The sequence below is a fragment of the Arthrobacter sp. C2 genome (genome assembly GCA_024207135.1).
Taxonomy (GTDB): Bacteria; Actinomycetota; Actinomycetes; order Actinomycetales; family Micrococcaceae; genus Paeniglutamicibacter.
The window spans coordinates 2551238-2565672 of record CP042428.1; the positions used below are offsets into that span (position 1 = coordinate 2551238).

The window sequence follows — 14435 nt, forward strand, 5'->3', positions numbered from 1 at the left end:
ATCAGGGAATGCCCTAGCTACGCTGCTGTGGCCTTCCTATGTCGATTTAGTTCGAGTTGACTAAGTCATGAGGATGACGGCCCGGCCCGCGCCGCCGCCAGACAAGTCGTCGAAAGCTTCGTTAATCTCATCGAGCGCGAAGCTGTTGCCCAGCATTGCGTCCAGAGGCAGTTTTCCTGCCAGGTACATCCGCAGGATTTGTGGAATCTGAACCGAGAGATTTGAGGAACCGTACAAGCTTCCTCGGATGGTCTTTTCCTGTTGGACCGCTTGATTCAGGGGGAAACGGATGTCGGTATTCGGGTTGCCCAGTCCAATTACGAAGGCGGTGCCTCGTGGACGCAGTGCGGTAACGGCCGCAGTAATGGTTTCTTCACGCCCGATCGCTTCGATGGCCCAGTGAACTCCCGTTTCAGTGATCTCGAGAACTTGAGTAACTAAGTCCACGAGTTTGCTGTTGATCGTGTGGGTGGCACCTAGCTCCCGCGCTTTATCAAGTTTCTGGTCGTCGATATCGGCAACGATGATGGGGTAGGCGCCGACTGCGGCTGCCCCAATGACTGCCGAAAGTCCGACTCCGCCGGCACCAACAATAAGCACGGATTCACCGGCAGCATGCGGCATACCGTTGAGTACCGTACCCATGCCAGTTACGACGGCGCATCCTACGATTGCCGCAATGGCTGAAGGAACTTCCTTAGGAACCTTGATGAGGGATTCTTCGGAAACAACGCACTCTTGCGCAAAGCAGGAAACACCCATGAGGTGATGGACAGCCGTGCCATCATGATCCAAGCGAGAACCGCCGCGCAGCAAGCCATTAGTGACGGCGTGGATCTTGCCCAGAGTGCAAAGCGCCGGACGACCAGAAGAGCAGTATTCGCAGGAGCCGCATCGAGGTCGCCACGTCATGATTACCTTGTCACCAACTGCCACGCTTCGGACCCCGTCTCCAAGTTCTTCGACAATCCCAGCACCTTCATGCCCCATGACAATCGGCGTCTTACAGGCCAGATCGTTCTTCATATAGTGAAGGTCGCTGTGGCATACGCCTGCTGCCTCTATCCGGACCCGGACTTCCCCAGGGCCCGGCGCGCTAATGACCAACTCGGTCACCCTCAGGGGCACATTGGGCTCTGTCATGACTGCGGCTTTCACAAACGACTCCTCGTAACGATTTTGTCGCTCGTGACGTTTGTCACGGCGACTAGGAAATAGCCTGTGATCACGTGTCGTTGAAGTCAAAAAATCGTCCCACTCAGTGGGACAGGTAATGCTAGAGGCTTGCCCAGTATGGCGTAGCCCGCACCTGACGGTTCAAGCCGAGCGTCGCGGCATGAACAGCCGGCCCCACTATGCGCATATCAACGCTACCTACCGGTGCGGTGATTGAGATTACTGCGAGCGCCGTTCCATCGCTTCGAAGGATTGGGCTCGCCGCACATGATAAACCTCCATGGGACTCTTCAACCTCGTAGGCAATGCCATCTCGGCGCGTACGTTCCAATTGGGCGGCCAATTCTTTTGGATCGACGATGGTCCGAGGCCCGATTTTTGTGAGGGCGCTACTGAGGACCAGTTCTTGGACTTCCGCGGCCGAGTGGGCCAATAACGCCTTGCCTCCAGCAGTGGCATAACTGGGCACCCTCCCGCCGATTCGTGAGGGAATACGAAGCTCTCGGTGCTTTCCGCGGAGGATCTCGATATATACGACATCCAAGCCATCAAGCACGCCAAGTTGCACTGTCAGACCAGTTGCTTGCCGAAGATCAGACATGGTGGCCAAAGCCAGTCGGCGCAGGTTCTTGGGCTGTTGTGCCCGTTCCCCCAATTCAAAACACTTCATGCCAATCTGGTATCCGGACTCGGTGTGGGCAACGAAATCATGCCGATCAAGGTCCACGAGTATCCGCGCGACAGTCGCCTTGGGCAGGCCCGTACGACGCGCAATTTCCGAGCCCGTCAACACCGGGTCATCAACATTAAACGTCTCGAGGATGACACCAATGCGATCGACCATCGAGACCGGTACCTGAGGGAGAGAAACAACCATGCGAATTATTATGCGTCTTACTCAGTGAGACATGCAACACAAATGAGCGAGGCGGCAGTTGTGTTTCTAAGTCCATTGAGGCGGATAGATCCTGCTGAGAAATTGATCATCATCTGAACACCAGCATTCATCGCCCTCTCGTTGAAACGAATTTAGCGGCAGCCCAGATAGCTTCAACACTGCTGAAGGGGTACGTTGCTGATAGCAACACTTGACTGCTCACCCAGGAGGGCATCTGCGATACGAGGCTTGGGAAATATCGTGCCTAGCAAGGCTGAGAGTAGGTTCCTCCGGCGCCTATTTGTGGTCGTTCTCGGTCAGTTCGATGACGAAGGTGCGGCGCTCGGTGATCAAGGCCTCGCGCATCACAAAGACCTCGCCTATGGCCATGCGTAAGACCTCGCCGGAGAACTCGGTCATCACCACGTCGTCCCCTTCGACAAAGCGCACTATGAGCAGCACTGGCGGTCCACTGAAATCGGGGCTTGAGATCGCGGGTCGTAGACTTCCTTGCCGTTGAGCCGAAAGTGGCCGAAGGCCCTCCACTCAGTGTCGCCGGTCAGGCACGAGAGGATTTAGGCGTGATCCGAATTGTTTAATCCGTAGATGTACTTCCTGGCGGTGTCTTTGTTGGCAGACATATTTAAAACCGCCGGGAATCGGGGTGTGGCGCTTCGATGGGCATCCGGCCCCGGTGTGCGCATCCGGTGATCGATAACAAGTGGACAGGCGAGGCCGCCATGCATTTTTTCAAGGCTAACCACCGGTTCATCTCGATGGAATGCTTGTCCGCCCGAAATCCATTCGATGCGCGAGGTATCTTCCGGAGCACCGCCCTCCTTACTCGATTGCAGGCGGACGAGGTTGGCTCCTTAGGCCATCGATGACCAGACGCAAAAATATTGATTCACGACTGCTTGGTCGGGAGAAACAAAAGAGCCACTGTGACCCGCGTCAAGTATTCTTGGTCGCACGCGGAAAAGCATCCGCACACAACTGAATAGTCTTCCGGTCACGCGCGGCTGGAGAGTCCCGGACACCACTCGGGCACCGAAGGGGCAAGCACCCGCAATCTCTCAGGTACCAGGAACAGCCGCGTGAGGAAACTCTGGAGAGCAGCCGCCGGGACCGGTGGCTCACCGACGAAGCACGCCGGTGCCATGGGGCACCGGTTTCACTTTCAGGTTCAGGACAGAGCGGGCACGGTGGCACCGGCATCACCCAGGGCCCGCATGCACCGCACTGACCCCTTCGATGAACGGTAGAACTCCCCCATGCACGTACCTGCCATATTGCCCGCCGCTGCGGACAGCAATTCCACGGACATCCTCGCCATAGCCAATTCGCCAGTCCTCTGGGCTTGTGCTGTCGGCGTCTTCCTGGTCATCGTCGTCCAGTCCGTCATCTATATGAAGGCCGCACGGATCGCTGCACCCCATGTCGGGATGAGCCAGGCCGAATTGAAGACCAGCTTCCGCGCCGGCGCCATCTCCGCGCTTGGCCCCTCACTGGCAGTGGTCATGGTTGCCGTCGCCCTGCTGACGGTCTTCGGCACCCCCGCGGTGTTGGTGCGCATCGGCTTGATCGGCTCGGTGTCCTACGAGACCGCCGCCGCGGCAATCGCAGCCAACACCGCCGGAGCCGAACTCGGCGGGCCGACCTACACGCAGGCCGTCTTTGGCCTGGCCCTGGCCGCCATGAGCCTGGGCGGGGCCATGTGGATGATTGCCACGCTCATCCTGACCCCGCTGCTCAAGAAGGGCGACTCCGCGCTGCGCAAGGTCAACCCGGCCATCATGCTCGTGGTCCCGGGTGCCGCCATGGTTGCCGCCTTCATGGTGCTGGGAATCGGCGAACTGCCCAAGTCATGGATACACGTGGTCGCCTTCGTCTCCTCGGCCGCGATCATGACCGGTCTGATGGTCATCGCCAAGAAGGTCAACCGGCCCTGGATCAAGGAATGGGCCCTGGGCATTGCCATCATCCTCTCCCTGGCCATCACCTACGCGGCCACCCGCCTCTAATCGCAGCCAAGATTCCCAGGAGCACATCATGCCTCAGGCAACAGAAATCCACCAGGCGCTCGGCGCCTTCGACAAGACCACTTCCCGCTGGGGCCGGATCACCATGATCATTGGCCTGTTCTTCTCGCTGGCCGCCCCTGCCTACCTGGTCTTTTTTGCCGGACTGGACATCCAGGTCTCCGGCATCATCGCCGCCTTCGGTGCGCTGGCCGCGGTCTTCGGGGTCATCTGGATCGTCGAGCCGCTGACCTACTTCCCGATCCTGGGCGCCTCGTCCATGTACCAGGCGTTCATGATCGGCAACATCTCCAACAAGTTGCTGCCGGCGGCCATGATCGCCCAGGCCACCATCGGCGTAAAGCCCGGCACCCGCAAGGGCGAGCTGGCCTCGGTCGCCGCGATCTGCGGTGCCGCCACCGTCCACCTGGCCTCGCTGTTCATCTTCGTCGGACTGCTGGGCACCTGGCTGGTCAGCGTGATTCCCACTGACATCGTCCAGACCATCCAGTTCTACATCCTGCCCACCGTCATGGGCGCCGTGGTCGTGCAGGCGATCGTGAGCCAGAAGGCACCGCGCTCGGCGCTGATTGCCTTGGTCGTCTCGATCATCGTGGTCTCCGTGGCCTTCTTCTTCAAGCCCTTCGGCCTGTTCTCCACCGCTGTCGCCGTGATTGCCACGGCTGTTCTCGCCTGGGTGCTGCGCGACCGCAAGACCCTGGGGACACCGGAGGACGTACCGGTGCATGCAACCCCCGAGGGGCCGGTCTACTGACCGACGCACTCGGCTGCCCGGACCGGCCCGAGACCGAGCGCATCCACACCACAGTTACCGGCGGCGGCACTCCCGGGTGCCGCCGCCCCACCCAAGAGCAAGGAAACAACGCCCGATGACGAACACCATCCCGCCGGCCCTGGCACTGACCGAGGACTCGACCGCGGAAGTGCACGAGACCTACAAGTACCTCCACGCCAACCCCGAGCTGTCCATGCAGGAACACCGGACCGCCGACTACCTGGCCAAACGCCTGGAAGACCTCGGGCTCGAGGTGTTCCGCTGCGGCGGCACCGGGGTCGTGGGCATCCTGCGCAACGGCGAGGGACCGGTCATCGGCCTGCGCGCCGACACGGACGGGTTGCCGGTGCTCGAAGACACCGGGCTGGACTACGCCAGCACCGCCACCGGCTTCCTGGATGACGGCACCGAGGTCCCGACCATGCACGCCTGCGGCCACGACACCCACATGGCCACCGCGCTGAAGACCGCCGAACTGTACGCCGCCGCCAAGGACGCCTGGGCCGGCACCATCGTGTTCGTGCTGCAGCCGGGCGAGGAAACGGCCGCCGGCGCCAAGGCCATGGTTGAGGACGGATTGTGGGACAAGGCCCCCAAACCGGAAATCATGTTCGGCCAGCACGTGATGAACGGGCTCGCCGGCACCGTGGAGATCATGGGCGGTGCGGCCATGACCACCGCGGATTCCTTCAAGGTCACCGTCTACGGCCAAGGCTCCCACGGATCGATGCCCGAGCGCTCCATCGACCCGATCGTGCTGGGAGCGGCCATGGTGTTGCGCCTGCAGACCATCGTTTCGCGCCAGGTGGCCCCGCAATCCGCCGCGGTGGTGACCATCGGGTCCTTCCACGCGGGCCTGAAGGAAAACGTCATCCCCGATCGCGCGGTGTTCACCCTCAACGTGCGCACCTTTGATCCCGAGGTGCGGGACATCGTGCTCTCCTCGATCCGGCGCATCATTGCCGCCGAGGCGCAGGCCTCGGGTGCCGCGGAACCGCTCATCGAGGACATCTCCCACTTCCCGCCGCTGTACAACGACCCGGCCGAGGCCGAGAAGCTTGCCGAGCAGTTCCGTGCCGAGTTCGGCGAGGAACGCGTTCGCCAGGGCTCGCCGGTCATGGGCAGCGAGGACTTCGGTGCGCTGGCCGCGGCGATCGGCGTGCCCTCGGTGTTCTGGTTCTTCGGCGGCAATGACGCGAAGACCCTGGCCGCCGGCCACCCGCCGGCAAACCACTCGCCGTTCTTCGCCCCGGTCATGGAACCGACGCTGAGCACCGGCGTGCAGGCTGCGGTCCGCGCGCTGTTCTCCAAGGTCGGCAAGTAAAGACGAAGACTCGGCGTCCGGCCAGATCCCCGGCGGGTCTGGCCGGACGTTTTTAACCCAATCCGAAGCCAAGCTTCAGCGTCGACCGCGCATCAGCCCGCTGATCTCATTGGCCGTTCGCATCACGGCCGTGCCGTATTCCTCGTACTTGGAAGACACTATTCGGCTCGACGGCCCGGAGATGGACACACAGCCCACCGGTGCACCCGTGGAGTTCATGATTGCGGCTCCCACCGAGGTGATTCCGTCACTCAGTCCCTCCTCGTTGATGGAGTAGCCGCGCTCGCGTGCCTCACGCACCAGTTTCCACACACTTTCCGGGGTTGTAGCCGTCTGCCCGCTGGTCTTTTCCAGCGGGCCCTTCAACACTCCCTCGACAAACTCGTCGGTGGATGCCCCGAGGAACGCCAGTCCAGTGGCCGAGGCATGGAGCGGAATCGGCGTGCCCAACGCCAAGAACGCGCGCAGGACATGCGGGGTATCGAGCCGTTCAATGACCACCAGACAGTTTGAATCCGGGACACAAAGGTGCACCGTTTCACGGGTATCCAGCTGAAGCCCATTCATCGGCCCAATGGCGATGTCGCGCAGGTCGACGCCCAGCCCTGCGCGGGCAGTCACTGCATAGGCGTGGAAGCTCAGCGACCAGGTTGCATCTCGCGTATCACTTTGCTCCACCCAACGCATATCCCTGAGAGTCGTGAGCATCCGCAGGACCGTGGCCTTTGAACCGCCGGTCCTTCTCGCGATATCCGAGAGGCCAATGGGCTGGTGCTCCGAGATGACCTCGATGATCTGCATTGCCGACTTCACGCTTTGTGTGCTCAACCCGTACGCCCCAATTTCATCTCTTGCCCAATCCTTGTTTGTGATATAGCTTACAGCCAATGCAGCAAAATGAACCGTCGGTTCACTAGATGAACCAATGAATGTTTTTGTGAAAGGATCACAGTGACTTCTCAGATCATTGCCTTGATAATTTTTGTAGGCATCTTCGCCTTGGCCACGATTCGCAAGGTGCACTTGGGCGTCATCATGTTCGCCGGTGCCGCAGGTGTTGGCATTTGGCTCGCCGACATGGAAATGAAGCAGGTTGTTGCCGGCTTCCCGATCTCCATCCTGGTGTTGCTCGTTGGCGTCACCTACTTCTTTGCCATCGCGCAGGCAAATGGCACCGTGGACAAGATCATCGAATCCGCCATCTCGAAGGTCGGGGACAACGCCTTCGTTCTCCCCATGGTGTTCTTTGCCCTGACCGCAGGTATCTCCGCGATGGGCTCACCGCTTGCCGGTTTGGTGATGACCCCAATAGGCATGCCGCTGGCCAAGAAATACGGCATCGACCGGATGCTGATGGGGCTTGCCATCGGATGCGGCCTGAGCGCCGGCGGATTCGCTCCCACCAGCCTCTTTGGCATCGTTACCTACGGAACCGCCCATTCGGTCGGCATTCCGTTGAACCCGTTGTTGCTGTTTGCCGTGGCGCTCGGCGCCAACATCGTTTTGCTTGCGGCCGCATATGTCATGTTCGGGGGATTCAAGTTGCTCAAGACCCGGGCACCGGGTGAAATCGGACCGGCCATTGCACCGAACTTCGCCGCCAAGGCCCCCCTTCCATCCCATCCTTTCGAACGCGAGGGCATCTCCAAGCGAAGCGCACAAATCGCGCGCGGCGGGCTAAAGACGCTCCAACGCACAGAAACCCCCGCTGCGGTTCGTCCACGAATGAACCCAACACAACTGATCACCGTGCTGTGCATGGCCGGATTGGTGGCCAGCGTCATCGCCCTCGCGCTCTTCGGGCTGGATCCGGACATCGGAGTCCTTTGCTTTGCCTTCGCTGCTGTCATGACACTGGTGGACCCCAAGACCGGAAAGACCGCAGTGGCCAAAATCGATTGGTCCACGGTTCTGATGGTCGGTGGCATCATCACCTTCGTCGGAGTGCTGCAGAAGATGGGCGCAGTCGAGCTCTTGGGCGATGCCGCGAGCCAGATCGGAAGCCCATTGATCGCGGCCCTTGTCATTTGCCTGATCGGCGGGCTCGTCTCGGCCTTCGCTTCGACCACCGGAATGCTCGCGGCCCTGGTGCCCCTGGCCATCCCGCTGGTGGCCTCGGGCGACATCGCCGGCTGGGCATTGATCGCGGCGCTTGGAGTCTGTTCCTCGATCGTGGACGTATCCCCGTTTTCAACGGTGGGAGCCACACTGGTGGCCACCGTCGATGAGGACGAGCGCCCGCGCATCAACCAGCTGCTGACCCGGTGGGGCATGTCCATGGTCGTGATCGGCCCGCTGGGCCTCGTGGGCGCCCTAGTGCTTCCAACCATGTTCTAGTGCCCCCGCCATTTCCGATTCATTTCATCCCAAGGAGGACACCTTGCTGCCATTGAGCGGTATTCGCGTCATCGACCTCAGCCGAGCACTGGCCGGCCCCTACTGCACAGCATTGCTCGCGGACATGGGTGCGGACGTCATCAAGATCGAGACCGTCACCGGCGGGGACTCGTCGCGGTCCTGGCCGCCGTTTGACGGCAACCACAGCCTGTATTTCGACTCCACCAACCGGAACAAGAAGTCGTTCTCGCTGGATCTCTACAGCGAATCCGGACGCCAACTGCTCTCCGAGCTGCTCGCGGATGCCGACGCGCTCGTGGAGAATTTCAAGCCCGGAACCATGGAAAAGATGGGGCTCGGGGCCGAACGGCTGCGTGCACTCAACCCGCGACTCATCGTTTCCTCCATTACCGGCTACGGCACGGCAGGACCATGGAAGGACCGGGCCGGACTGGACCAGGTCATCCAGGCCGCCTCCGGGCTAACCTCGGTCACCGGCAAGAACACGGAGGAAACCTACCGCGTCGGCGTTCCCGTCATCGATATCGCCACCGGCATGATCTCCGCCTTCGCCCTGGTCAGTGCGCTCTACGCAAGGGCCCAGGGATGCGAAGCGCAGAACGTCTCCACCTCGCTGTTCGAAACCGCGCTGGGGCTTTCGGCATTCCAGGGACAGACCGCACTATCGCAGGACCGGGCACCGGAACCCCAGGGCAACAACCACCCGACCATCGCCCCCTACGGGGCCTACGCAACGGCCGGCGACGACATCGTTCTGGCCGTTGCCACCGAGTCGCAGTGGGCGGCATTCTGCTCGGTGCTCGGCAGAACCGAGCTGACCGAAGATCCCCGTTTTGCCACCGGCAGGGACCGGGCCGTGCACCGCGAAGAACTCAACGCCTTGGTCACCAGGGAGCTGGCGACCCGCCCCGCCGCCGAATGGATCGAGGATCTCAACGCCGTGGGAATCCCCAGCGGGCCGGTGTTCGACTACCTGCAGGCGGTAAACAGCGACCAGGCCCGCGCGCTCGGGCTGATCGCCGAAACCCAGCGAGCCGACGGCACCAACCTGCGGATCCTGCGTGGTCCGGTCAGCATCGGCAATGCCCCCACACCGGTGCGCCATGCCCCGCCCGTGCTGGGCGAGCACAGCCGAGAGATCCTCACCGGCATGGGACTGGACAACGAACAGATCGACCGGCTGATGGCTGAGGGCATCGTGCGGGAACCGGCCGTCCTGGCCACGACCGGGGCAACGGCATGAGCGCGACGACGCTGGCCGGCCGCATCGCCAGCGAAGTCAGCGGGGATGTCGGCGCCATCGTGATCGAGAACCCGCGCCAGCGCAATGCGCTGACCCGGGACATGTGCCTCGAACTTGCCAAGCGGGTGCGCCGGCTCGATGCCGACCCGAGGGTTAAGGTCATCACGCTGCGTGGAAGCGGGCAGGACTTTTCGGCCGGCGCCGCGATCAACGAACTGCACCAGGTCTTGTTCGACGAGAGCCCGGACGGGGAAACCATCGACCACCTCAGCGCCGCCGATGCCGCGATCGGGGCGGCACGCAAGCCGACCGTGGCGCTGGTGCGCGGGACCTGCATGGGAGGGGGGTGGCAGATTGCCTCGGCCTGCGACATCAGCATCGCCGCCGATTCCGTCAAACTTGCGGTGACGCCGTCCAAGCTCGGCATCATCTATCCGCGCAGCGGCGTCGAACGCCTGGTCCAGCGTCTCGGCGCCGACAAGGCCAAGTACGTGCTGTTCAGTGCGGATCTGATCCCCGCGGAGAAGGCCGCGGCTTGGGGGCTGCTGACGGACGTGGTTCCCGAGGCCGACTTCGAGGCCCTCAGCCAAGGCTTGGTCGCCCGCATGGCCACGCGCTCCCAGTATTCGATCCACACCATGAAGAAGCTGATCGATTCCTTGGTTTCCGGAAGCGGCGCGGAGGATGAGCTGTGGCGCGAGGAATGGGCCAACCTGCCGGCCAGCGAGGACTTCGCCGTCGGCCAACGCGCGTTCCTGGAAGGCGAGCGGCCCAGGTTCACGTGGGGCGACTGAGTCTTGCACTGGTCCATTCCTGAGGAAGGGTGGGCGGACACGCGCCAGCTGGCACATGTCCGGCCACCCCACAACGGGATCCGTAGGCGCTAGAACACGATGACCGGCTTGAGGGTCGATCCGTCCGCGGAATCGGCGAAGGCCTGGTTGATGTCTTCGAACTTGTACTTCTTGATCAACTTGTCGAAGGGGAACATTCCCTGGGCGTGCAGGCTGATCAGCCGGGGAATGAATTCCTTGGGCACCGCGTCGCCCTCGATGACCATGGAAACCTTGATGCCGGTCAGCAGCAGGTTGCCGATGGCGAACGGCGCCTCGGTCCCCAGCTTCGCGGCACCGACGAGGGCGCCGTGGCCGCGGGTGGCCAACGACTGGGTCATCTGCGAGAACACCGGGGGTACGCCGGTGGTGTCCAACGCGTAGTTGACCCCGCCGCCGGTGATCTCCTTGATCGCTTCGACCGGGTCCACCTCCTTGGAATTCACGGTGTGGGTGGCACCCAGCTCCTTGGCGAATGCGAGGCGTTCGGGGACGATGTCCACCATGATGATGGTCGTGGCGCCGGCGGCCTTTGCGGCAAGCATGCCGGCCATGCCCACGGCCCCGGTGCCGAACACCGCGATGGAGGATCCGGGCTTCGGCTCAAGGACATTCAGGACGGCCCCGGAACCGGTCATGATCCCGCAGCCCAGTGGACCGAGGATCTCCAGCGGCACGTCGTTGGGGACCTTGACCACGCCACGGGCCGCGACATTGGTGTGCTCGGCGAAGGACGACTGGCCGAAGAAGTGCGATCCGATCGCGCCGTTCTGGTCCGAAAAAGCCTTCGAGCCGTCGGCGCGCTGGACCCCGAAGTTCCGGTCGTAGAAGTTCACGCAGTACATCGGGTGCCCGGCCAGGCATTGCTCGCACTGGCCGCAAAACGCCGGACCCATGACGACCTTGTCGCCCACGGAGAATCCCTGCACGTCCGAGCCAACTGCTTCGACGATCCCGGCTCCTTCGTGGCCCAGGACCACCGGCAGCGGCACCGGGTACCACTGGTCGCGGATGATGGCGTCGGTGTGGCACACGCCGGAAGCGACAATCTTCACGCGGAGTTCATCGGAACGGGGCTCGTCCACCTCGATCTCGCGGATCTCGAGGTCGGTTTCGGGGGCAATCGCCACTGCTGCTCTGGTCTTCATGTGTCTTCCCTTCAGGTCATGCGCGTTCGAACGAACGCGCATGCCCGCTTGGGGGCTCGCGCGTCGCATCCCGCACGGCTTCGGTGAAACCATTCACTGGCGCACAAGCGCCCTGGCCCACTGCCCTCATGCTAGCCCTTCGGCAGCACGAAGTGGTTGGGACGGCCCGGAAGCCAAAGCCCAGAGGAGCACCCGCTTAGACCCTTCGCGCGTAGTCCTCCTTGAACACGTCCAGGTGCGACCAGGACACGGTGCGCTTGACTCCCGGCAGCGCACGCAGGACCTCGAGGGTTTGTAGCAGCGCGGCAGGTGACTGGCCCACCAGCGTTGCCACGGCATCGAACCTGCCCACCGTCTCGGCGGCGAACTCGATGTCGCTCGAGGTGCGCAGCAGCTCGATCACTTCGTCGTGCCCCCCATTGATGTTCAGCCCCACCCCCATGGACAGCTGCCGTCCGTGTGCGCCGCGCGCCTCGACCGCACTGATCTTGATGATTCTCAGGTCCAGCAGCCTCTGGACGCGGGTGCGCACCGCGGTGGCCGACAGTCCCACGATTCCGGCCATCTGCCGGTAACTGCTCCGCCCGTCGGCCTGCAGCAGCTCGATCAGCCGGGTGTCCATGGCATCGATCGCCGCGTCGCCGGTGTACTTGGAGATGAAAAAGCCCTTGATGACCGAGGTGTAGATCAGGGTGTCGATCTTGGCCACCCCCGGCAGCCGCCGCACGTCCGCCAGCCTTCGGTGCAGTTCCTCGTGGCTGGTCACCCGGAACTCGGCAATCAGGTCGTGGTCGCCGCCGACCGCCGAAACCAGCACCGAATCCGAGTCTTGCACCAGGCCGTTGGCGATGACGCGCACCGGTCCCTCGGCCACGACCGAGACGTGGGCGATGACCCGCTGGCCCAGGAACGAGGGATCAACTGCCGCGATGACCCGAACCGTGCCCGCATCCAGCAACTGCTGCACCCGCGTGGCCACCGTCGCCCGCGGCGCACCGAGGTCCTTGGCGATGTCCAGGAAACTGGCGCGGCCATCGACCTGCAACGCGCGGATGATCGCGGTGTCAATGTTTCGTGGATCCTTCATGGCGCCTTCATTTCTCAGGTATGTTTCGACTCTGGAACAAAAACTGCGTAATCGTGCATGGATTATTTTCTCTGGAACGCAAATACTGATCGATCCATACAATAGTGAAGATTACCTCACGGCAAGCGTATTTATTGTGTTTGCCGTCACGCTTTTCCGTGGCTACAGTAGTCCGCATCACAGACAAGTTCTGGCTAGAGCTGGAAAAGGTGGAATCTCCCATGGAACAAAATAGGGCCGCAGTGAAAGAATTCAGTCACGCCCGTGCACGACGGGCAGGCATGGCCGCATTCGTCGGCACGGCCATCGAATGGTACGACTTCTACATCTACGCCACGGCGGCGGCCCTGGTCTTCGGGCCGTTGTTCTTCCCCGAGGCCGACCGCATGGTCGGCGTGGCCGCGGCCTTCGCGACCTACGCCGTCGGCTTTGCCGTCCGCCCGCTGGGCGGGATCATCTTCGGGCACATCGGTGACAAGTTCGGGCGCCGCCCGTCCCTGGTCATCACGTTGCTGGTCATGGGGGTATCCACCGCATTGGTCGGCCTGCTGCCCACCTACGCCAGCATCGGCGTCTGGGCACCGGCACTGCTGATCGTCCTGCGCGCACTGCAGGGCCTGGCCGTGGGCGGCGAATGGGGAGGCGCGGTCCTGATGGCCGTCGAGCACGCCCCCGAAAAGCACAAGACCTTCTACGGCGGCTTCGCCCAGCTGGGCAACCCCGCCGGCGCACTGATGGCCACGCTGATGTTCAGCGCCCTGACCTCCCGCGGGGACGACTTCCTGATGAACGGCGGCTGGCGCATCCCGTTCCTGCTCTCCTTCGTGCTGATCCTGGTGGGCTTCTGGGTCCGGAACCGGGTCGAGGAATCCCCGGTCTTCGAGGCCAAGGTCGAGGGCGTCGCCCAGACCCTGCCGCTGAAGACCGCCATCGTGAAGAACTGGAAGCCGATCCTGCTGGGCATCGGCCTGCTGCCGCTGTCCACCGGCGGCTACCAGCTGACCACCACCTTCGCCACCGCCTACGGCACCGACCCGTCGGTGGGACTGGACGAGACCCTGGTCCTCAACGCCCTGGCGCTGGCCGCGCTGGTGGAACTCGTGGCGACCCTCGGTGTTGCCTGGCTGGGCGATAGGTGGGGCCGCAAGCGCGTCATGTTCGTTGGCCTGCTCGGCTCGATGATCCTGGTGATCCCGCAATTCCTGGTCATGTCCACCGGACCCGAGTGGCTGCTCTTCGTGGCTTTCTGCGCCATGCGCCTGATGATGACCGCGACCTACGCGCCGATGGCCACCATCATGGCCCAGCTGTTCCCGCCGCAGGCCCGCTACACCTCCATCTCGCTGTCCAACGGCATTGCCGCAGCCTTCTGGGGAGGACTCTCCCCGCTGGCCGCGACCCTGCTCTACGCAACCACCGGCAGCATCTGGCCGGTCCTCGCGGTCTTCCTGGGCATGGGGACGCTGAGCATCTTCTGCCTGTACTTCGCACCGCAGCACCGCGACGAGGAGCCGTACTCCGAGACCACCGACTCCTCACTCGCCACCACGAACGAAACGATTGGGGCCTGAC

14 protein-coding genes and 1 riboswitch are annotated in these 14435 nt (G+C 62.7%); of the genes, 8 read left to right on the forward strand and 6 right to left on the reverse strand.

Going from position 1 to position 14435, the window contains the following annotated elements:
- Positions 1 to 60 precede the first annotated feature (60 nt).
- The 3 genes from FPY90_RS11930 to FPY90_RS11940 form a co-directional block, all read right to left on the reverse strand.
- On the reverse strand, positions 61 to 1107 hold the full coding sequence (locus tag FPY90_RS11930) for a zinc-binding dehydrogenase (RefSeq protein ID WP_498685579.1): 1047 nt from the start codon (positions 1105 to 1107) through the stop codon (positions 61 to 63).
- Positions 1108 to 1276: 169 nt separating this feature from the next.
- Positions 1277 to 2053: an IclR family transcriptional regulator gene (locus tag FPY90_RS11935; protein ID WP_083411130.1), complete on the reverse strand. Its 777-nt coding sequence runs from the start codon at positions 2051 to 2053 to the stop codon at positions 1277 to 1279.
- 297 nt (positions 2054 to 2350) lie between these two features.
- Positions 2351 to 2515 carry a hypothetical protein gene (locus FPY90_RS11940; RefSeq protein ID WP_217641852.1) on the reverse strand — a complete coding sequence of 55 codons (165 nt, stop codon included), beginning with the start codon at positions 2513 to 2515 and terminating at the stop codon, positions 2351 to 2353.
- Between the two features lie 550 nt (positions 2516 to 3065).
- Positions 3066 to 3156: riboswitch (glycine riboswitch) on the forward strand.
- A gap of 171 nt (positions 3157 to 3327) precedes the next feature.
- On the opposite strand from FPY90_RS11940, the gene FPY90_RS11945 reads away from it, so the two are divergent.
- The 3 genes from FPY90_RS11945 (at position 3328) to FPY90_RS11955 (ending at position 6194) form a co-directional block, all read left to right on the forward strand.
- Complete coding sequence (locus FPY90_RS11945; protein ID WP_498681173.1) at positions 3328 to 4077, forward strand: DUF5058 family protein; 750 nt, start codon at positions 3328 to 3330, stop codon at positions 4075 to 4077.
- 28 nt (positions 4078 to 4105) lie between these two features.
- On the forward strand, positions 4106 to 4849 hold the full coding sequence (locus FPY90_RS11950) for a hypothetical protein (protein ID WP_071214329.1): 744 nt from the start codon (positions 4106 to 4108) through the stop codon (positions 4847 to 4849).
- A gap of 115 nt (positions 4850 to 4964) precedes the next feature.
- Positions 4965 to 6194 carry an amidohydrolase gene (locus FPY90_RS11955; protein WP_498681176.1) on the forward strand — a complete coding sequence of 410 codons (1230 nt, stop codon included), beginning with the start codon at positions 4965 to 4967 and terminating at the stop codon, positions 6192 to 6194.
- 75 nt (positions 6195 to 6269) lie between these two features.
- On the opposite strand, the gene FPY90_RS11960 is transcribed toward FPY90_RS11955, so the two are convergent.
- Positions 6270 to 7022, reverse strand: coding sequence for an IclR family transcriptional regulator (locus tag FPY90_RS11960; RefSeq protein WP_498681178.1), 753 nt, complete (start codon positions 7020 to 7022; stop codon positions 6270 to 6272).
- 123 nt (positions 7023 to 7145) lie between these two features.
- On the opposite strand from FPY90_RS11960, the gene FPY90_RS11965 reads away from it, so the two are divergent.
- Genes FPY90_RS11965 through FPY90_RS11975 form a run of 3 tightly spaced genes read left to right on the forward strand, consistent with a single transcriptional unit; the run spans position 7146 to position 10589 of the window.
- A complete protein-coding gene (locus tag FPY90_RS11965; RefSeq protein WP_498681181.1) occupies positions 7146 to 8531 on the forward strand; it encodes an SLC13 family permease in 1386 nt (461 codons plus the stop codon).
- Positions 8532 to 8574: 43 nt separating this feature from the next.
- Entirely contained in the window at positions 8575 to 9795 is a 1221-nt protein-coding gene (locus FPY90_RS11970) for a CaiB/BaiF CoA transferase family protein (protein ID WP_498681183.1), read from the forward strand.
- Positions 9792 to 10589: an enoyl-CoA hydratase/isomerase family protein gene (locus tag FPY90_RS11975; RefSeq protein ID WP_498681184.1), complete on the forward strand. Its 798-nt coding sequence runs from the start codon at positions 9792 to 9794 to the stop codon at positions 10587 to 10589. The genes FPY90_RS11970 and FPY90_RS11975 overlap by 4 nt, the downstream gene beginning before the upstream one ends.
- Before the next feature lie 89 nt (positions 10590 to 10678).
- Here FPY90_RS11975 and FPY90_RS11980 read toward each other — a convergent pair whose 3' ends face one another.
- A complete protein-coding gene (locus tag FPY90_RS11980; RefSeq protein WP_498681186.1) occupies positions 10679 to 11776 on the reverse strand; it encodes an NAD(P)-dependent alcohol dehydrogenase in 1098 nt (365 codons plus the stop codon).
- A 196-nt stretch (positions 11777 to 11972) separates the two neighbouring features.
- Positions 11973 to 12863: an Lrp/AsnC family transcriptional regulator gene (locus FPY90_RS11985; protein ID WP_498681188.1), complete on the reverse strand. Its 891-nt coding sequence runs from the start codon at positions 12861 to 12863 to the stop codon at positions 11973 to 11975.
- On the opposite strand from FPY90_RS11985, the gene FPY90_RS11990 reads away from it, so the two are divergent.
- Together FPY90_RS11990 and FPY90_RS11995 are read left to right on the forward strand one after the other, a co-directional pair.
- Positions 12862 to 13098 carry a hypothetical protein gene (locus FPY90_RS11990; RefSeq protein ID WP_498681189.1) on the forward strand — a complete coding sequence of 79 codons (237 nt, stop codon included), beginning with the start codon at positions 12862 to 12864 and terminating at the stop codon, positions 13096 to 13098. The two genes, FPY90_RS11985 and FPY90_RS11990, sit on opposite strands and share 2 nt — an antisense overlap.
- Before the next feature lie 46 nt (positions 13099 to 13144).
- Complete coding sequence (locus FPY90_RS11995; protein ID WP_498681190.1) at positions 13145 to 14434, forward strand: MFS transporter; 1290 nt, start codon at positions 13145 to 13147, stop codon at positions 14432 to 14434.
- Position 14435 lies beyond the last annotated feature (1 nt).